This window comes from Thermomonospora umbrina, from assembly GCF_003386555.1.
GTDB classification, from domain to species: domain Bacteria; phylum Actinomycetota; class Actinomycetes; order Streptosporangiales; family Streptosporangiaceae; genus Thermomonospora; species Thermomonospora umbrina.
Genome location: NZ_QTTT01000001.1, coordinates 7,079,354 through 7,096,742, shown reverse-complemented (window position 1 = coordinate 7,096,742; position 17,389 = coordinate 7,079,354). Strand labels below are relative to the sequence as shown.

Annotated in this window: 16 protein-coding genes and 1 pseudogene; 5 read left to right on the top strand and 12 right to left on the bottom strand. The window is 72.4% G+C overall.

From position 1 onward, the window contains the following. The first annotated feature begins 3 nt into the window (after positions 1-3). Positions 4-903 (top strand): carbohydrate ABC transporter permease, encoded by a 900-nt coding sequence (locus DFJ69_RS32245; protein WP_116026062.1) that lies wholly within the window; start codon positions 4-6, stop codon positions 901-903. Here the strand turns inward: DFJ69_RS32245 and DFJ69_RS32240 are convergent. The 3 genes from DFJ69_RS32240 to DFJ69_RS32235 all read right to left on the bottom strand — a co-directional run bounded on the left by DFJ69_RS32240 (position 896) and on the right by DFJ69_RS32235 (position 3,681). Beyond that, positions 896-1,651, bottom strand: a complete 756-nt coding sequence (locus DFJ69_RS32240) for a hypothetical protein (RefSeq protein ID WP_116027051.1) — start codon at positions 1,649-1,651, stop codon at positions 896-898. The genes DFJ69_RS32245 and DFJ69_RS32240 overlap by 8 nt on opposite strands. 490 nt (positions 1,652-2,141) lie before the next feature. Then, the gene (locus tag DFJ69_RS34715) at positions 2,142-2,285 is read right to left on the bottom strand and encodes a hypothetical protein (protein WP_170177891.1); all 144 of its coding nucleotides are present in this window, start codon (positions 2,283-2,285) and stop codon (positions 2,142-2,144) included. A 103-nt stretch (positions 2,286-2,388) separates the two neighbouring features. Continuing rightward, complete coding sequence (locus DFJ69_RS32235) at positions 2,389-3,681, bottom strand: threonine/serine exporter family protein (protein ID WP_147312542.1); 1,293 nt, start codon at positions 3,679-3,681, stop codon at positions 2,389-2,391. 196 nt (positions 3,682-3,877) lie between these two features. On the opposite strand from DFJ69_RS32235, the pseudogene DFJ69_RS32230 reads away from it, so the two are divergent. Next, a pseudogene (locus DFJ69_RS32230) lies at positions 3,878-4,084 on the top strand (winged helix-turn-helix domain-containing protein); the annotation flags it as partial. On the opposite strand, the gene DFJ69_RS32225 reads toward DFJ69_RS32230, so the two are convergent. From DFJ69_RS32225 to DFJ69_RS32220, 3 genes are all read right to left on the bottom strand, one after another. Continuing rightward, the gene (locus tag DFJ69_RS32225; RefSeq protein ID WP_147312541.1) at positions 4,066-5,538 is read right to left on the bottom strand and encodes a DHA2 family efflux MFS transporter permease subunit; all 1,473 of its coding nucleotides are present in this window, start codon (positions 5,536-5,538) and stop codon (positions 4,066-4,068) included. The pseudogene DFJ69_RS32230 and the gene DFJ69_RS32225 sit on opposite strands and share 19 nt — an antisense overlap. A gap of 241 nt (positions 5,539-5,779) precedes the next feature. Then, a complete protein-coding gene (locus tag DFJ69_RS33990; protein WP_147312540.1) occupies positions 5,780-5,983 on the bottom strand; it encodes a hypothetical protein in 204 nt (67 codons plus the stop codon). A gap of 407 nt (positions 5,984-6,390) precedes the next feature. After that, the gene (locus tag DFJ69_RS32220; RefSeq protein WP_116026059.1) at positions 6,391-6,768 is read right to left on the bottom strand and encodes a winged helix-turn-helix transcriptional regulator; all 378 of its coding nucleotides are present in this window, start codon (positions 6,766-6,768) and stop codon (positions 6,391-6,393) included. Positions 6,769-6,860: 92 nt separating this feature from the next. Here DFJ69_RS32220 and DFJ69_RS32215 point away from each other — a divergent pair, with 92 nt between their 5' ends. Continuing rightward, a complete protein-coding gene (locus tag DFJ69_RS32215) occupies positions 6,861-7,343 on the top strand; it encodes a luciferase domain-containing protein (protein WP_116026058.1) in 483 nt (160 codons plus the stop codon). Positions 7,344-7,420: 77 nt separating this feature from the next. Here DFJ69_RS32215 and DFJ69_RS32210 read toward each other — a convergent pair whose 3' ends face one another. After that, positions 7,421-9,052 carry an MFS transporter gene (locus tag DFJ69_RS32210; protein WP_116026057.1) on the bottom strand — a complete coding sequence of 544 codons (1,632 nt, stop codon included), beginning with the start codon at positions 9,050-9,052 and terminating at the stop codon, positions 7,421-7,423. Between the two features lie 146 nt (positions 9,053-9,198). On the opposite strand from DFJ69_RS32210, the gene DFJ69_RS32205 reads away from it, so the two are divergent. Continuing rightward, positions 9,199-10,062 (top strand): MarR family winged helix-turn-helix transcriptional regulator, encoded by an 864-nt coding sequence (locus tag DFJ69_RS32205; RefSeq protein ID WP_245974659.1) that lies wholly within the window; start codon positions 9,199-9,201, stop codon positions 10,060-10,062. A 60-nt stretch (positions 10,063-10,122) separates the two neighbouring features. On the opposite strand, the gene DFJ69_RS32200 is transcribed toward DFJ69_RS32205, so the two are convergent. Further along, positions 10,123-11,301, bottom strand: a complete 1,179-nt coding sequence (locus DFJ69_RS32200; RefSeq protein WP_116026055.1) for a cytochrome P450 — start codon at positions 11,299-11,301, stop codon at positions 10,123-10,125. A 93-nt stretch (positions 11,302-11,394) separates the two neighbouring features. On the opposite strand from DFJ69_RS32200, the gene DFJ69_RS32195 reads away from it, so the two are divergent. Continuing rightward, complete coding sequence (locus DFJ69_RS32195) at positions 11,395-12,288, top strand: LLM class flavin-dependent oxidoreductase (RefSeq protein WP_116026054.1); 894 nt, start codon at positions 11,395-11,397, stop codon at positions 12,286-12,288. Positions 12,289-12,307: 19 nt separating this feature from the next. Here the strand turns inward: DFJ69_RS32195 and DFJ69_RS32190 are convergent, their stop codons facing one another. From DFJ69_RS32190 to DFJ69_RS32175, 4 genes are all read right to left on the bottom strand, one after another. Continuing rightward, positions 12,308-14,077: a multicopper oxidase family protein gene (locus DFJ69_RS32190; protein WP_245974658.1), complete on the bottom strand. Its 1,770-nt coding sequence runs from the start codon at positions 14,075-14,077 to the stop codon at positions 12,308-12,310. A gap of 101 nt (positions 14,078-14,178) precedes the next feature. After that, positions 14,179-15,942, bottom strand: a complete 1,764-nt coding sequence (locus DFJ69_RS32185; RefSeq protein ID WP_116026052.1) for an acetyl/propionyl/methylcrotonyl-CoA carboxylase subunit alpha — start codon at positions 15,940-15,942, stop codon at positions 14,179-14,181. A gap of 17 nt (positions 15,943-15,959) precedes the next feature. Then, positions 15,960-17,183 carry an NAD(P)/FAD-dependent oxidoreductase gene (locus DFJ69_RS32180; protein WP_116026051.1) on the bottom strand — a complete coding sequence of 408 codons (1,224 nt, stop codon included), beginning with the start codon at positions 17,181-17,183 and terminating at the stop codon, positions 15,960-15,962. Next, positions 17,180-17,377: a ferredoxin gene (locus tag DFJ69_RS32175; protein WP_116026050.1), complete on the bottom strand. Its 198-nt coding sequence runs from the start codon at positions 17,375-17,377 to the stop codon at positions 17,180-17,182. The genes DFJ69_RS32180 and DFJ69_RS32175 overlap by 4 nt, the downstream gene beginning before the upstream one ends. Positions 17,378-17,389 lie beyond the last annotated feature (12 nt).

The window sequence follows — 17,389 nt, the reverse complement described above, 5'->3', positions numbered from 1 at the left end:
CCGATGACCGTCACCGCGGAGAACGCGCCGGACCGCGCCGCCGGGGCGCCGCGCCGCTCCCTCGCCGCGCGGATCGTCGACCGGCTCGGCGGCGGGGCCGTGCAGGCGGTGCTGGTGCTGATCGCGCTGGTCTGGCTGGTGCCGACGATCGGCCTGTTCATCGCCTCGCTGCGCTCCTCGGCCGACAACGGCGCGCGCGGCTGGTGGACGGTGTTCACGAAGCCGGCCCAGCTCACCCTGGACAACTACGGCGACCTGCTGGACAACGACGCCCTCACGCGCGGGTTCATGAACACCGTGCTCATCACGGTGCCGACCACGGTGCTGGTGGTGGTCGTGGCGTCCCTGGCCGCGTACGCGTTCGCCTGGATGGAGTTCCCCGGCCGCGACTGGCTGTTCCTGGGCGTGGTGGCGATGCTGGTCGTACCGGTGCAGGTGGGCCTGATCCCGCTGATCGAGCTGTTCGGCGAGGTCGGCCTGTTCGGCACCATCCCGGGGATCGTCCTGTTCCACACCGCCTTCGGTCTGCCGTTCGCGGTGTTCCTGCTGCGCAACTACTTCGCGGGCATCCCCCGCGACCTCCTGGAGGCCGCCCGGATGGACGGCGGCACCGAGTGGACCATCTTCCGGCGGGTGATCTTCCCGCTGGGCGGCCCGGCGATCGCCTCCCTGGCGATCTTCGAGTTCCTGTGGGTCTGGAACGACCTGTTGATCGCGCTGATCTTCGGCGACGAGGACTCCTACCCGCTGACCGTGGCCATTCAGCAGCAGACCCGCCAGTTCGGCTCCAACATCGACGTCATCTCGTCGGGGGCGTTCCTGTCCCTGATCGTGCCGCTGGTGGTCTTCTTCGCCTTCCAGCGTTACTTCGTCAAGGGCGTGACGGCGGGCTCCGTCAAGTGACCGCGGAGGAGGCTAGCGCGGCGGCGATGGCGACGCCGTAGCCCGCGGCGGCGACCGCCACCACCCGGGTGCGGCGCCCCTCGTTCCAACCGGTGAACGCCAGCAGCGCGGCCAGCGCGGGGAGCACGAGGACGCCGTGCAGGCTGACCCCATGGGCGGCCTTGAGGAAGCCGACGACCTCGTAGGCCTCCTGCTGGTGACCGGTGTTGACGTTGATCACCCCACGGGCGATCATCGCGGCGCCCGTGCCCAGGGCGATCACCAGGGTCGTGAACCCGGCGCGCAGCGCCAGCCGCATGTCGGCGGGCACCCGCGGGTTCGGGCGGAAGGCCGCCACGGCGAGGACGCCGAGCACCACGATGAGGACGCCGCCGCCGACCGCGAGCACGGTGGAGACGGCCGAGTCGAACGGCGTCTCGCGGTTCACGTGCGACGGCACCCGCCGCCACGCCTGCAGGGTGATCCCGCCGACCTCCACCAGGCAGTCGACCGCGAAGACACCCAGAAGCCACGCCCGCAGGCGTCCGCCGAGAGGCAGGTACGAGGCGACCCAGGTGACGGTGATCAGCGTCAGGCCGAAGGACAGCCCGAAGGTGGCCGGCTTGCGCCAGGACACCGGGCCGGCCCACGGTCCGCCGTCGACGGCGAAGACCGCCAGGTGGAAGAGCCCCGCCCCGATCAGCGCCGCACCGAGGAGGTGGCACGCCCGCTCCACCCGACGGTCGCGTTCCAGAGCGGAACCGCCCATGTCGAACCCCCTCGAAGTGAGTGACCGGCCTTCCCCGAGCTCCTCATCCTGGGCGGTCGCGGGCCGCCTGGCATCGGTCAGGGGGAGGCATCCGGAGTACGCCGATCGGCGTACACGCCCGAGTGACCGCCGCCCGCCCATCACGTTGCCGAAGGCGTCGACGGGCATGACGCCCGACGTCCGCGCCGGGGTGAATGAGGAAGGAGAAGCGCCCGCCGGTCGACGTCGACCTCGTGGTCGGCGGTGGCTGACCGCTCGGCCGGGCTTCCACTTCGTGGTCGGCCCGATCTCGACGTGCATCGACGACTCGGTGGGAACCGCGGCCGGGCGGTGTCCCGGTCACCGCACCCGGCCGGAACGGCATGTCGTCGGTGACCACCTGCATCACGGTGCGTTCCGGGTGCCGGCGTCGTGGGGGCTCCGGACATGCCTCGAGCCGGCCGCGTGGATGCGACCGGCTCGAGGGTTGACCACGGTGGACGTGGATGCCCTAGAGGCCGCTCAGTCTCCTGGCCGCCGCCATGAGGGCACTGGTCAGTCCAGCCGCCAGCAGCAGCAGGACCAGTTGGAGGGTCCGGGACCAGCTTCCCAGGGCGACGTCCCGGACCACTTCCAACTCCTCCTTCGTCCACATCGGCTCCACCTCCCTCCTCTCCGCGGTCGCCTGCCTCGGGCACCAGGCTAGGCACGGGACCGTTCGACGCGGGCTCCGTGGGGCGCGGGCGGGCGGGCACGGGTCACGACGGTCGGCGTTCGGCGTCGTACGCGGTGGGGCGCTGGGGGCGGATCACGCGCAGCAGTTCGGCGCCGAGGTTGACGCCGCCGCCGATCGCCAACGCGGCGAGGAGCGCCTCGATGAGCATGAGGCCGCCCTGTCCGGCCCGTCCCGTGGTCAGCTCGGCCATGCTGCGGTACATCAGGGTGCCCGGCATCAGCGGCACCACGCACGGCATCACGCAGACCAGCGCCGGCAGTCGCCGCAGCCGCGCATACCCGGTGAAGAGCACGCCGATCACGGCGGTGGCGATCGCCGTCGCGGGCGCGGGCGAGAAGTCCTGCGACCTCAGCCCGACGAACGCGATCCAGCTCAGCGCGCCGCCCAGGGCGACCGGCGGCAGGAGCCGCACGGGTGTCAGCACGTAGACCGCGAACGCCACCGAGATGGCGACCGCGCCCGTCACCTGCGCCGCCGCGAGCCGGGCCGGGACGGGCGGCAGGTCGCTCAAGGCGAGCGACAGCCCGAGCCGGGCGCCCGCGTACAGCGTGGCGCCGATCCCGGCGAGGATCGCCATGATGGCGAACAGCGCCTCGGCCAGCCGGGCGGTCCCGGTCATCACGTCGCCGGTGATGCCGTCCTGCAGCGCCGCCACCAGCGCCCGGCCGGGGATGAGCGCGATCACCACGCCGATGATCACGGCCTCCGCCCGGACGTGCAGCGGACCTGCGGCCAGCAGCAGCGCCACCAGCGTGGCGATGGCGGCGGCCACGACGAGGCGGTAGAACTCGGCGATCGATCGCCGGCCGAGCCACACCCCGGTGCGCTCGGCGGCCAGCGTGGCCACGAGCGCCGCGCCGGCCGCGACCGGCCCGCCGCCGGCCAGCACCGAGCCCGCGGCGGCGATGCAGCACAGCGCGCCCGCCACGGCCCAGGCGGGATAGACGGGGGGCCGCACGATGATCCCCGACAGGCCGAACCGGACCCGCTGCGGGGTCAGCCCGTTCACCGTCGCCGCGTCCACCAGGTCGTGGACGGCGACCAGCCGCGCGTAGTTGGGCAGGCGCTGCCGCACCCGCCGTTCGGCGGTGACGGGGGCCCGGCCCGGGCCGGGCGTGTGACAGAGCGAGATCGACGCCAGCGTCACATCGATCTCGCACGACTCCAGGCCGTACGCCCGGGTGAGCCGCGTGAGCTCCCGGTCCACCGTCTCGGCGGCCTCCCCGCTGGCCATCAGCAGCTCGCCGACGCGTAAGGCGAGGTCCAGCACGGCCCAGACCCGCGCGTCGTCCTCGTCTCCGGACCCAGCGGTCATCGACCCCTCCACCTCGCGCACAGGACGATGACGGCCGCCATACCCCCCACCGACTGGTACCCATCACCCCGAGCGACCGCACCGGGGACCGATGCGCGTCAGGGATGCGTTGAGCGCGTCGGCGCGGGTGCCAAGACATCGCAGAGCGCCCGATAGGGGGCGTATCGCTCCTCGCGCCCTTGGAGCGTGCCACGTCGTCCTGGAGATCCTGGTCCGCAACGACGGGCGGCCGGTCGGCCGGCGCGAGCCGCTCCGCGAGGTGTGGGCCCGCGTACGAGAAGGAGACCGACCACCTGCGCGTCTACCTCGCCCAGCTCCGTCGCAGGCTCGAACCCGACCCGACCCGGCCCGACCGCGCCACCTGATCACCGAGCCGGGCATGGGCTACGGCTTCGAAGGATGACCCTCCGCGCGCGCCGCCGCCCGGTCGCCGAGACGACGGTTGGTGAGGGAGGTGAACGTGGCGATGAGCGAGGCGGCGAACAGCACCGCGAACGCGCGGTGATAGCCGGTGACCAGGTCGCCGAGCTCGCCCGGCTCCAGGCTCGCGGCGGCGCCCCCGTACAGCAGCCGGCGGTCGGCGGCGGCCAGGGCGGAGGCCGCCAGGGTGAGGCAGAGCGCGGCGCCCATCACGTTCCCCACGTTCAGCAGCGTCATCCGCAGCCCGTTCACGACGCCGAGGCGCTCGGAGGGGATGGTGGCCAGGACCGCGGCGGTGTTCCCGGTCGTGAAGAGGCCGCTGCCGACGGCCACCAGGACCAGGGACACCGCGATCGGCGCGTACGAGGTGTCCTCGTCGAGGACGAGGAACGCCAGGAGCAGCCCCGCCGTGGCCGTCGCCGACCCGGCCGCCGCGATCGTCCGGGCCTGGACCCGGCGTCCGATGAAGCCGCCCACCGGGGCGGCGATCATGCCGGCGAGCGGGCCCGGGAGCACGGCCAGCCCCGCCTCGGCCGGCGTCATCCCGCTCACCACCTGCAGGAACAGAGCCATCAGCAGGACGCTGCCGGCCCTTCCGAGGTTGTTGCAGAACGCCGCGAGACTGGCCAGGGAGAAGTTCCGGTCCGCGAAGAGCGACACGTCCACCAGGGGATGTCGCGCACGTCGCTGCCGCAGGGCGAACACCGGCACCAGCACGGCGAACGCGACGACACCCGCCAGCGACGCCGGAGTGGTCCAGCCGTGCGAACCGCCCTCCGACAGGCTGAGGAGCAGCCCGCCGAGCCAGCCGCACAGCAGCACGGCGCCGAGCAGGTCGATCGGCTCCCGGGCGCCGGGCGCCAGGCGGGGCAGCGACCAGGCCGCCCAGCCCAGCGCGATGACCCCGATCGGCACGTTGAACCAGAACACCCACTGCCATCCGGCCGACTCGACGATGAGGCCGCCCGCCGACGGGCCGATGAGCGGGGCCGCGGTGAGGACGCCGAAGTAGACGCCGAGTCCCTCGCTGAGCCGCCCGGCGGGGAAGGCGTGCGCGATGAACGCCGTTCCGTTGGCCAGCAGCACCGACCCGCCGACCGCGGCCAGCACCCGCAGCGCGATGAGCACCTCGATGGACGGGGCGAACCCGGCGAGCAGGTTGGCCAGCGTGAACACCGCCAGGCCGGTCAGGTACATCCGGCGGCGGCCGAACACGTCCGACATCCGCCCGAACACCATGAGCAGCGAGGTCTGCACCAGCATGAAGCCCAGCACCAGCCAACTCGCCGCGAACGCGCCCGCGTCGAAGTGCCGGACCACCACCGGCAGGGCGATGTTGAGCGTGGTCATGTTGACCACGAGGAGCAGGGTGCCGAGCGTGACCACCGACAGGACCCGCCAGGGCCCCGCGCCCTCCGACGGTGACGGTGCGCTCACCGGGCGATCGCCGGGGGCCTCCGCGTCCGATCGGGCATCGCGGACCACCCCCCGTCCGAAGGAACCGCCGCACTCGTTCGTGATCTTGCCGGTCCTCAGGCTACGCGGTCGAACCCGCACCGCCCACCGCCTTCCCCGCACGACCGATGAGGTCCGGAGACCGCCGCCCGGCGTTCAACGGGCGTTCAGACCTCGCCCCCGCACGCACCCCGACCCGCGACGCGCCCCGCCGGGACCCCGATCACCATTCCTTGATCAGTGCCGAGATCCCGAAGAGGATCACGGCGAGCGCCTCGGCGATCAGGATGAGCGGCGTGTGGGTCATGAGCGCCAGCACGAGCAGCGTTCCGAGGAACAGGATGCACAGGGAGAGAAGCACCCACCAGGGGCGGCGTGGCTTCTCCGGCGTGGACGAGTCGGTTTCACTTCTCTTCGTCAGGGTCACAGCACCTCCTTGTGTAGGCGATCCGGCGTTGTCGCATGCGCGGCGGCCCCCTGGCGAGGAGGGCCGTACGGGTGTCCGGGATGCGGCGGACCGGATGCGCGCCCGCGCGTGCGCGGCCCGGCGCGGACCGGTCCCCGGTGCGTCGGCGTCCACGTGCTCCGGTCGATCAGCGATCGGCGCCGGACCCGCGGGGCGGGGCGTCGGGCGGGGGTGCCGTGTCGGGGTGGGCGGGCCGATCGGCCGTCTCGCGGGCGCGCGCGTCCCTCGGGGGGACCGGCTGCCGTGTCCGTTCCTGTGATCGGCCCGTCTGCGTCATACGGGCCATCCTTGCGCAGCGTGCATGGATGTGTGCGGAAAGTGCGGAAAACCGTGACGGGGGCGCCCCGGGGCTCGGCCGGGGCCGGCGGTCACAGGGGTCGGGTGCGCGCGGAGGTCTGCTCGTCGTACCGCAGGCGCGCGGCCGCGACCTCCTCGAGGTGGCCCTCCGACCAGGTGACGAGCATGTCGAACACCGGGGTGAGGGACTCGGCCAGGGCCGTGCGGTCGTACTCCACGCGCGGGGGGACCTCGGCGTGGTAGCTACGGGTGACCAGGCCGTCGCGCTCCAGTTGGCGCAGACGCTGGGTGAGCACCTTGGGCGTGATGGACGGCATGAGCCGCTGCAGCTCGGTGAAGCGGAGCGGGCCCCGCTGCCGCAGCTCCCAGAGGATCGGTGCCGTCCAGCGTCCCAGGATCAGATCGATCACCGGGGTGAAGGGGCAGGGATCGGCGTCGGACTCGGACATGATCCTCCAGAGGGGTCACTATCTTCTTGGTTACTACTATACAAAGGAAAGTAGTGTGGGGACATCCGATTCGACCCTTGAAGGGAGTTCGCGTGTCCGTCACCTCCGCGTTGCAGCGCCGGACCGGTGGTCGCCCGAAGACCACCCCCGCCACGCCGCACCGCCAGCTCGACCAGAACGCGCCCGAGGATCTCCAGGAGGAGCTCTGGCGTCGCATGGCGGCCCTCGACCACGTGCGCACGGGGGACAGTGCCATCTCGCTGGTGGGTACGCGGGCCGTGCACCTGAACCCGTCGCAGGCCGGTGGGCCGCCCACCGCCTTCGCGCCCGGCACCACCGAGTTCGCCCACCTGCACCGCCGTTCCGACGGCAGCCTGCACATCACGCTGCCCGAGGCGGAGGCCCGCAAGGTCATCGCCAAGGAGTGGGGTGAGCTGCACCCGGTGGTCAAGATGGGCTACTTCCCGCCGACCCTGGTGATGGTCTACGGGCCGCGCAACACCGAGGAGCTGGAGACCGTCTGGTCGCTGGTGCGGCGCAGTTACGAGTTCGCCCTGGGACGGAACCCGTCCTGACCGTGCCGCGAGCGCGCAGCCGAAGGCCCGCCCTCCCCCTGCGTCGGGGAGGACGGGCCGTTCGGTCTTTCGGCGGGCTACGTCGCCTGCCCGGCAGACGCGGGCTTGGACTCCGACGGGGGGCCGCCGGGGCCGCCCTGGCCGCCGGGACCACCGGGTCCGCCAGGTCCTCCGGGACCGCCGGGGCCGCCCTGCGGGCCGGTCGGCATCGGCACGAAGTCCTTCTTGCGGATCAGCGCCAGGCACAGGACGCCCGCGACGAAGGACAGCCCGGCGCCGATCGCCAGGATGTCGTTGAGGCCCTCGACGAAGCCCTCGGTGGCGGCGCGCCCGACCAGCGCGGCCTGCTGGGCGGACAGTCCGGCCCCGGCCGCCTCGGCGCCGGCCGCCGACGCGGTCTCCGCGATGCGGTCCGCCTGGCCCGCCAGCGGCGAGTTCTCCAGGTTCGCGCGAACGGTGTCCCGGAACGAGTTGGCGAAGATCGAGCCGAGGGCCGCGATGCCGGTCGCGATGCCGATCTGACGGAACGAGGAGTTGATGCCCGAGGCCATTCCGGACTTCATGGGGTGGACGACGCCGACCGCGGTGGAGGCCAGCGGCACGTTCACGAACCCGGCGCCCAGCCCCGCGACGATCATGCCCGGGACGAGCGCGGTCCACGTCGAACCCGCCGTCACCCCGTACATGAGGTAGAGCCCGACGCCGATGAGGCCGAAGCCGAGGCCCATCATCAGCCGGATCGGCACGACGGTGGTCAGGCGCCCGGCGATGGTGGCGGCCACGAAGATCGCGCCGGACAGGGTGAGCAGCCGGACACCGGTGCCGACCGCCGAGTGGCCGAGCTGGGACTGCAGGTAGAGCACCAGGAAGGCGAACAGGGCGAAGATGCCCGCCGAGATGCCGAACGCGGCGATCAGCCCGCCGACGAACGTGGGCTTCTTGAACAGCTCCAGGTCCAGCATGGCCCGGCCCCCGCGCTGCGCGAACTGCGCGCCCACGAACGCGACGGCCAGCACCGCGGACCCGCTCAGGCTCAGCACGACCGTGCTGGAGGACCAGCCCTCGCCGCTCTTGATCAGGCCGTACACCAGCAGGACGAGGGAGGCGGTGAAGGTGACGAAGCCCAGCCAGTCCGGCCGGCTGGCGTGCGGGTTGCGGGACTCGTCGAGCTTGGTCAGGGTGATGATCAGGGTGACCACCCCGATGGGGATGTTCACCAGGAAGATCCACCGCCAGTTGATGCCGCTGGTGATCACGCCGCCGAGCACCGGGCCGAGCGCGACCGCGATGCCGGAGACGGCGCCGTAGAACGCGAACGCGATCCCACGGTCCTTCCCCCGGTAGGCGATGCTGAGCAGCGCCAGCGAGGTCGCGAACATGGTGGCGCCGCCGACCCCCTGCACGGCCCGGGCGACGCTGAGGAACAGCGGTCCGGTCGCCAGCCCGCACAGCAGCGAGCCGAGGGTGAAGACGACGGTCCCGATGGCGAACAGCTTGCGCCGGCCCCATATGTCGGCGAACGTCCCGCTGGTCAGGAGGCCCGCGGCGAGCGTCAGGGCGTAGGCGTCGATCACCCATTGCAGGTCCGACAGCGAGGCGTCGAACTGCTTCTGAATGTCCGGAAGTGCGACGTTCACGATCGTGATGTCCACCAACAGCATGAACATGCCGATCATGACGGCGATCAGCGTCCACCACTTTCTTTCCACGAAAGCTCTCTCCTTCTGGGATCGGGGGTGGGCGCCAAGGTAACTCATTATCTGATTGAGCGTCAATCTACTTAACGATGCTGGATCGTGTACGCTCGGATCAGATGGCCGTGGGACGGCGGACTGCGAGGCTGGGGAGTGGGCCTGTGACCATCGATCTCCCGATCGAGCCCCGGCTCGCGGGCTATACCGGTTATCTGCTGGCGGGTGCGCTCAACCGTGCGCAGGACTGCTGCGCGACCGCCATGCCCGGCGAGTGGAGCCCCCGCGACGTGGCGGTGCTGGAGGTGCTCGCCGAGGCCGGGCCCCAGTCGCAGGCGCGACTCGGGGAGCTGTTGGACATCAACCGCACCATCATGGTCAAGCTGGTCGACCGGCTGGAGGACGCCGGCCTGGTGCGCCGCCGCCGGGCCGCCGAGGACCGGCGCCGCTACGCGCTGGAGATCACCGACGCCGGCGGCGAGGTGCTGGCCGCGCTGCGCCGCCAGGTCGCCGACAGCGAGCGGCTGCTGACCGCGCCGCTGGAGCCCGCCGAGCACGCCGCCCTGATCGAGCTGCTGCGCGACCTGGTGCCCGAGGCGGTCGGCGCGCTGCCCGACGCGATCACCACCCGGGCCGGTTTCCTCATCACCCGGGCGCGGCACGAGCTGCGCCGGCAGATCGACCAGGGGCTGCGCGGGCTGCGGATGGAGCCCCGCCACTTCGGGCTGCTCACCGCGCTGGCCGGCGCCGAGCCCTGCTCCCAGCAGCGGCTGGCCGGCTGCATGGGCGTCAGCGGCCCGGCCATCGTGCAGACCCTCGACGAGCTCGGCGAGGCCGGGCTCATCGACCGCGCCCCCAACCCGCGCGACCGCCGCCAGTACGTGGTCCGCCTCACCCGGGGCGGCCGGCGCCGGCTGGCGGAGGCCACCGAGATCATGGACGAGATCCAGGAGGGGCTGGCCGGACGGCTCGGCCGCGCCGAGACCGCCCGGCTCAACACGCTGCTGACCCGCCTGGGCTCCATCTGAACCCGACCGGCTCGACCGGCTCGACCGATCCGAGCGCGGGGCGGGTCCGGTGCCGTCCGGTCAGACGTGCAGGGTGACCTGCATGCTCTCGATGCCCCGAATGGTGTTGTGGAGCCGCCAGGTCGGCTCGCCGACCTCGATGCGCCGCACCTTGGCGGCCAACGCGGTGAGCAGGGCGTGCGCCTCCATGCGGGCCAGGCCCTGTCCCATGCAGCCGTGGACGCCGTGGCCGAAGGCGATGTGGGCGCTCGCGTCGGCGCGGGTGACGTCGAACTCGTCGGCGGCCGTCCACTGCCGCTCGTCCCGGTTCGCCGAGCCGTACAGGAGGAGGACGCGGGTCCCGGCCGGCAGGTCCACGCCCGACAGCGTCCGGTCCTTGGCCACCTGCCGGGTGAACCCGCGGGCCGGCGACTCCAGCCGGATGACCTCGTTGAACGCGTTGGGCACCAGCGAGGGGTCCGTGCGCACCTTGTCCCACTGGTCGGGGTGCGCGCCGAACAGCCACAGGGCGCTGCTCAGCGCGGAGACCGTGGTGTCCAGCGACGGGGTCAGATAGTCGCCGAGCAGGGTGGGCAGCGCCTCCCTGCTGATGGTCCCGTCCTCGGCCGCCGCCAGCAGGCCCGCCGCCCAGCCGTCCTCCTTGAGCGCGCCCGGCGCGGCCATCCTGGCCAGGTACTCCCACATCTCCCCGAGCGCCGGGAAGCCCGCGCGGGTGCGCTCGTTCAGCGGGCCGAGGGCGTTGAACCCGGCGGACGCCCAGGCCAGGAAGCGGTCCCGACCCTCCTCCGGCCAGCCGAACAGGTCCGGGACGACCGACAGCGGGAACACCTGGGCGAAGTCGACGACCGCGTCGAACGCGCCGCGCTCGATCAGCAGGTCGACGAGCCCCTCGGCGCGCTCGCGCACGCTCTCCTTGTACTTGCGCAGCTCGCGGGGCTGCAGGGGCTTGCCGACGACGGCGCGGAGTTTGGTGTGGTCGGGCGGGTCCATGGTGATGGGCGCTCCGGCCATCCGCCGGTTGAGCTCGTCGGTCAGCCCGACACCCGCCCCGGAGATGAACGTCTCGTGGTCGTGCAGCGCGTCGTACACGTCGCGGTACCGGGCCACCGCCCACGCGTCGTAGCGATCGAGCCGGACCGCCGGACCCAGGTCGCGCAGCGTCCGATAGAGCTCGTACGGCTCCAGGATCGCCGCGTCGGAGTAGGGGTCCAGGTCGGTGCTCGGCGTCGTGATCGTCATGCGAAGTCATCCTTTCGAGGCGGGCTTGCGTTCTTCCGGGATATCCGACACTCTCGATATCGTTAAGTGTATAGATCGTCAGGAGGATTAACGATGAGCGATCTGCGGTTCGGCTGTGCGCTGACCCCGACGGTCGACTTCGCCGCCCATCTGGAGCTGGTCCGGGTCGCCGAGGAGGGCGGCCTGGACCTCGTCGGCGTCCAGGACCACCCGTACGTGCCGATGTTCGTCGACACGATGGCGCTCGTCGCCGCCCTGCTGTCGAAGACCGAGCGGCTCCGGATCTTCACCTGCGTGGCGAACCTGCCGCTGCGACCCCCGGCCGTGCTCGCGAAGACGGCCGCCACCCTCGACCTGATGTCCGGGGGCCGGTTCGAGCTCGGCATCGGCCCCGGCGGGTACTGGGACGGCATCGTCGGCATGGGCGGCCCGCCGCGCAGCCGGGCCCAGGCGCGCGAGGCGCTCGCCGAGGCCGTCCAGCTCATCCGGGCGCTGTGGAACCCGGTCGGCGGGACGGTCCGGTTCGACGGCGACCATTACAGCGTCGGCGGCGCGCCCACCGGCCCGGCGCCCGCCCACCCCATCTCCATCTGGATCGGGGCGGCCGGGCCCCACGCGCTCCGGCAGGTCGGGCGGATCGCCGACGGTTGGGTCGCCGGGCTGCCCAACCACGTGCCCTACGAGCAGCGGCCCGTCGCCAACGCCATCATCGACGAGGCGGCGAAGAAGGCCGGTCGGGCGCCCGGCGACGTGGAGCGGATCGTCCCGCTGGCCGGGAGCGTGACCGACCGGCCCGGCCGGATCGACGTGTCCTCCGGCAGCGCGCCGGTGCGGGGCACCCCCGACCAGTGGGCCGAACTGATCGCCCGGATGGCCGCCGAGACGCCGTTCACGACGTTCATCTTCTGGCCCGAGCAGGAGACGATCGGTCAGTTGGAGCGGTTCGCCGGGGAGGTCGTCCCCGCCGCCCGCGCACTGGTCGGGTGAGCGCCCCCGCGGCGCCGGGTCAGTGACCGTGCCCGGCGCCGCGGGCCAGGATCTGCTTCGGCGCGACGACGAAGGGCCGCATCATCCCCTCGTCCTCGTGCTCCAGCATGTGGCAGTGGTACACGTACCGGCCCGAGCCCCCGGCGAACTTCCCGGCCACCGTGACGACCTGGCGTTCGCCCACCCACACGGTGTCCTTCCACCCCTGCTCCTGCGGCGCGACGGGGTCGGTCCGCTGGTGCTGCGCCGTGAACGTGACGAACCCGTGCTCCGGGTCCTTGCTGCTGGTCACCGTGTACACGTCCCGCGCCAGCGTCTGGAACTCCAACAGGTGGACGTGCGCCGGGTGACCCTGACCGGCCAGGTGCACGAAGTTCCACACCTCCCATCCGTCGCGCTCGACGAAGAACGTGGCCGCCTCCTCGTAGGTGCTCGCCACCTTCCGCAAAGTGACGGTGGTGCCGTCGGCGCGGGTGACCTTGACCAGCCGCTCGTGGTCGTGGTGCGGCCGGTAGTCGGCGGCGACCGGCTGCAGCTCCCACATCTCCTGGTGCCCGAACGGGGTGCCGTCGTCGGTGGCGAAGGCGACCCACCGCTCCTTGTGCTCCGGCAGGTCCTCCGGGCTCAGCCGCTCGTACGTGCTCGAGAGCCGGTCCGGCACGCGGAACCAGTCGGTGAAGGCGTAGTCGTCCACCCGGAACTGCATCACCTCCGGGCCCAGCGGCGCCGGGCTCTGGTCGACGTTCACCAGCCGCAGCCGCTTGCCCTTGTGGGCCGCGAAGTTGATCAGCACGTCGGCGCGTTCGGCCGGGACGAGGGTGAGGCGGTCCAACTTGAGGGGGGCGGGCAGCAGACCCTGGTCGGTGCCGATCTGGACGAACGCCTGCGGGACCGGGGTGAGCGTGCCGTCGGCGTTCTCGACGTTCAATTCCAGCGTGTAGGGGCGGGAGTTCGCGGCGTTCAACATGCGGAACCGGTACCAGCGCGTCTGCACGTTCAGGTGCGGCCAGATCACGCCGTTGACGGTGTTGTAGGGGCCGATGAACGCGGTGTGGAGGCGGCCGGCCGGCCCCCGGTCGATGAAGGAGACCTTGTGCAGCAGCCTCCCGTTCAACTGTCCGTCGTCGTCGGTGTCGAGATTGCGGTCGGCGATGACCAAGGGGATCTCCTGCGCGCCGGACGGCAGCCCCAGCGAGGACTCCTCCTGATCGCGGATCAGGAACGTCCCGGCCAGCCCCGCCATGACGTTGAAGGCGGTGATGTGCATGGCGTGGTCGTGGTACCAGAGCCCGGCGGCCCGATGCTGGTTCGGGTACTCGGTGAGCTGGCACTCGCCGGGCAGCACGGCGTTCTCCGGCAGCCCGTCGTTGCCCGCCCCCGTCACCGCGCCGTGCAGGTGGGTGACCGCGAACGCGGGCAGCGCGGCGACGTCGGCGAGGGGCGTGGCGCCGCCGCGTCCCGGGGTCCCGAGCGAGGCCGGGCCGGTGAACGGCACCTGCACGGCGACCAGCGGCATCGCCCCGTTGATCACGTTCTGCCAGACCACCCGCAGCTTCTGGCCGCGCTGCACCTCGATCGTCGGTCCGGGAAAGCTGCCCTCATAGGTCCACACCGGGGTGAGCGGCAACTGCGAGTGCAGCCGCACGGTGGCGGCCTTCTTCCGGATGGTGATCGTCCCCCCGGCCCTGAGCAAGGGGGGGATCCGCAGCGGATCGGCGAATTTGGTGAGCGTCGCCACGGCGGACCTCCGGCGACCCGCCGCCGACGTCCCGGTGAGGACGGGTGACACCGCCGCTCCTCCGACAGCGGCGGAACCGGCAAGGAACGTGCGACGATTGGGCATGCTGACGCCTCCTCGGCATCGAAGGGGGTGAAGCGGGAACGCCCGGTTCAGGCGTCCCTGATCTCGCAGACGGCGGCGCCTCCGGAGACCGTCTGGCCGACCTCGGCGGCCAGTCCGGTGACGGTGCCCGCCTTGTGGGCGGTGAGGGGCTGCTCCATCTTCATGGCCTCCAGGACCACGACCGTGTCGCCTTCGGCAACGGTCGACCCGTCCTCGACGAGGATTTTGACGATGGTGCCCTGCATGGGGCTGACCAGCGCGTCCCCGCCGGCCGTCGCGCCGCCCGCCCGTCCGCCGCGCCGCCGCGCCGAGGCCGCCGGACGCGCCGCGCCCGCGACGCCCGTCGTGGACAGCCCGTTGAGCCCCGCGGGGACGAGGACCTCCAGACGCCGGCCGTCGACCTCCACGGTGACGCGCTCGCGTTCGTCCGGGACGGTTTCGCCGGTGGGTGCGCCTTGGTAGGGGGGGATGGTGTTGTCGAATTCGGTTTCGATCCAGCGGGTGTGGACGGTGAAGGGTTCGGAGGTGAAGGCGGGGTCGTCGAGGACTGCCCTGTGGAAGGGGAGGACGGTGGGCATTCCGTCGATGTCGAATTCGTTGAGGGCGCGTCGTGCTCGTTGGATGGCCTGTTGGCGGGTGGCGCCGGTGACGATGAGTTTGGCGATGAGGGAGTCGAAGGCTTGGGGGACGGTCTGGCCCTCCTCGTATCCGGTGTCCAGGCGTATGCCGGGGCCGGTGGGGGGTCGCCAGGTGGTGAGGGTGCCGACGGCGGGCAGGAAGCCGCGTCCGGGGTCTTCGGCGTTGAGGCGGAATTCGATGGAGTGGCCGCGGGTGGGGGGGTCGTCGTAGCCGAGGGGTTCGCCGGCGGCGATGCGGAACATTTCGCGGACGAGGTCGATGCCGGTGGTCTCTTCGGTGACGGGGTGTTCGACCTGGAGGCGGGTGTTGACCTCCAGGAAGGAGATGGTGCCGTCTTGGCCGATGAGGAATTCGCAGGTGCCGGCGCCGGTGTAGCCGGCTTCGCGGAGGATGGCCTTGGAGGCGGTGTACAGCAGGGCGTTCTGTTCGTCGGTGAGGAAGGGGGCGGGGGCTTCTTCGAGGAGTTTTTGGTGGCGGCGTTGGAGGGAGCAGTCGCGGGTGGACACGACGATGACGTTGCCGTGGGTGTCGGCCAGGCATTGGGTCTCGACGTGGCGGGGGCGGTCCAGGTAGCGCTCGACGAAGCATTCGCCGCGTCCGAACGCCGCCACGGCCTCCCGCACCGCCGACTCGTACAACTCCGGGATCTCTTGCAGGGTGCGGGCGACCTTGAGGCCGCGTCCGCCGCCGCCGTAGGCGGCCTTGATCGCGATGGGCAGGCCGTGTTCGTGGGCGAACTGGAGGACCTGGTCGGCTCCGGTGACGGGGTCGGGGGTGCCGGCGACGAGGGGCGCGCCGACCTTGTGGGCGATGTGGCGGGCCTGGACCTTGTCGCCCAGGGCGGTGATCGCGGCGGGTGGGGGGCCGATCCAGACCAGGCCGGCGTTGTGGACGGCGGTGGCGAAGTCGGCGTTCTCGGCCAGGAATCCGTATCCGGGGTGGACGGCGTCGGCTCCGGTGTCGGCGGCGATCTTGAGGATCTTGTCGATGTCCAGGTAGGTGTCGGCGGCGGTGCGTCCGCCGAGGGTGTGGGCCTCGTCGGCGGCGCGGACGTGCAGTGCCTCCAGATCGGGCTCGGCGTACACGGCCACGCTGGCCAGCCCCGCGTCCCGGCAGGCGCGGGCGATGCGGACCGCGATCTCTCCACGGTTGGCGATCAAGACCTTGCGCACGAATGTCTCCTCCCTCATCAGGGCGATGGGCCGGTGGCCGCGCCGGTGCCGTCGGCGTACTCCAGCGCCTCGCTCCAGGTGGCGCGCCGCCTGAGGAGGGCGCGGTACCTGGCGACCACCGGCCGCCGGCCGACCGCGAGGACCCCGGCCAGCCGGTCGGCCAGCCGGTACAGGGCGATGAAACGGCGGCCCGGCACGTCGCCGAAGACCGCGAGGTCGTCGGCGCCGGGGACGCCGACGAACTGGATCCGGACCCCGTACCAGTCGGACCAGAAGTACGGGACCGTCTCGAAGGGCCGGGCGCCGTCTGCGCCGACGGCGTTGCGCGCGGCGGCCGCGCCCTGCTCGGCCGCGTTGGTCCAGTGCTCCAGCCGCATGGACGTCCCGAACAGGGGGTTGAGCCAGCGGGCCACGTCGCCCGCCGCGTACACCCCCGGGACGCTGGTCGCCAGGGTCGGGTCGCACAGCACCCCGTCGTCGACGGCGACGTCCGACCCGTCCAGCCACTCGGTCGCGGGCCGGGCGCCGATCCCCGCCACGACCAGGTCCGCCGGGACGGTGGAACCGTCCGACAGCAGGACCCGTTCGACCCGTTCCGCGCCCTCCATGCCGGTGACGGTGACGCCGAGGCGCAGGTCGGTCCCGTGATCGGCGTGCATCTCGGCGCACAGCCGTCCCATCGGCTCCCCGAGCGCGCGGGCGAGGGGGGCGGACGCGGCGTCGACCATGGTCACGTCCAGCCCCCGGCGGCGCGCGGCCGACGCGACCTCCGCGCCGACGAATCCCGCGCCGACGACGACGGTGCGGGCGCCGGAGTCGAGGGCCCGCCGGATCGCCCGGGCGTCCTCCACGGTGCGCAGGGTGTGCACCCCGCCGAGCCGGCCGGCCCCGGTCGGCGGGAGGGGCCGGGAGCCGGTCGCGATGACGAGCGCGTCGTAGCGGACGGCGGAACCGCCGACCGACACGGTCCGCTCCCGGGTGTCGAGAGCGGTCGCGGGCGCGCCCAGCCGCAGCTCCACCCCGAGTTCGTCGCGCAGCGCCGCCGGATCCCGCAGCACGGGAACGGGCGGCTCGGGCCCGTCCGCGTCCAGGAACGCCTTGGACAGCGGAGGGCGGTCGTAGGGGAGGTGGTCCTCGGCGCCGACGAGCGTCACGGTCCCGCCGAACCCGGCCGTGCGGGCGGCCTCGACCGCCCGCACGCCCGCCAGCGCCGCGCCGACCACCACCAGGCGGCCGGTCATTCCCGCGTGGCCAGCGCGCCCACCGGGCAGGTCCGGACCGCGGCGGCGGCGGGTCCGTGCTGCCCGGCGGGAACGGCCGGGCCCTCGAACAGCAGGACGGGCACGCCGTCGTCGTCGAGCCGGAACAGCTCCGGCGCGGCCTCCTCGCACACGCCGTGCCCCTCACAGCGGTCGTGATCGACGATGATCTCCACGATGTCCTCCGA

Bases quoted from the DNA above. Each gene is read 5' to 3' on its own strand.
- DFJ69_RS32245 (WP_116026062.1), top strand. From the start codon at position 4: ATGACCGTCACCGCGGAGAACGCGCCGGACCGCGCCGCCGGGGCGCCG.
- DFJ69_RS32240 (WP_116027051.1), bottom strand. From the start codon at position 1,651: ATGGGCGGTTCCGCTCTGGAACGCGACCGTCGGGTGGAGCGGGCGTGC.
- DFJ69_RS34715 (WP_170177891.1), bottom strand. From the start codon at position 2,285: ATGTGGACGAAGGAGGAGTTGGAAGTGGTCCGGGACGTCGCCCTGGGA.
- DFJ69_RS32235 (WP_147312542.1), bottom strand. From the start codon at position 3,681: ATGACCGCTGGGTCCGGAGACGAGGACGACGCGCGGGTCTGGGCCGTG.
- DFJ69_RS32220 (WP_116026059.1), bottom strand. From the start codon at position 6,768: ATGTCCGAGTCCGACGCCGATCCCTGCCCCTTCACCCCGGTGATCGAT.
- DFJ69_RS32200 (WP_116026055.1), bottom strand. From the start codon at position 11,301: ATGACGATCACGACGCCGAGCACCGACCTGGACCCCTACTCCGACGCG.
- DFJ69_RS32195 (WP_116026054.1), top strand. From the start codon at position 11,395: ATGAGCGATCTGCGGTTCGGCTGTGCGCTGACCCCGACGGTCGACTTC.
- DFJ69_RS32180 (WP_116026051.1), bottom strand. From the start codon at position 17,183: ATGACCGGCCGCCTGGTGGTGGTCGGCGCGGCGCTGGCGGGCGTGCGG.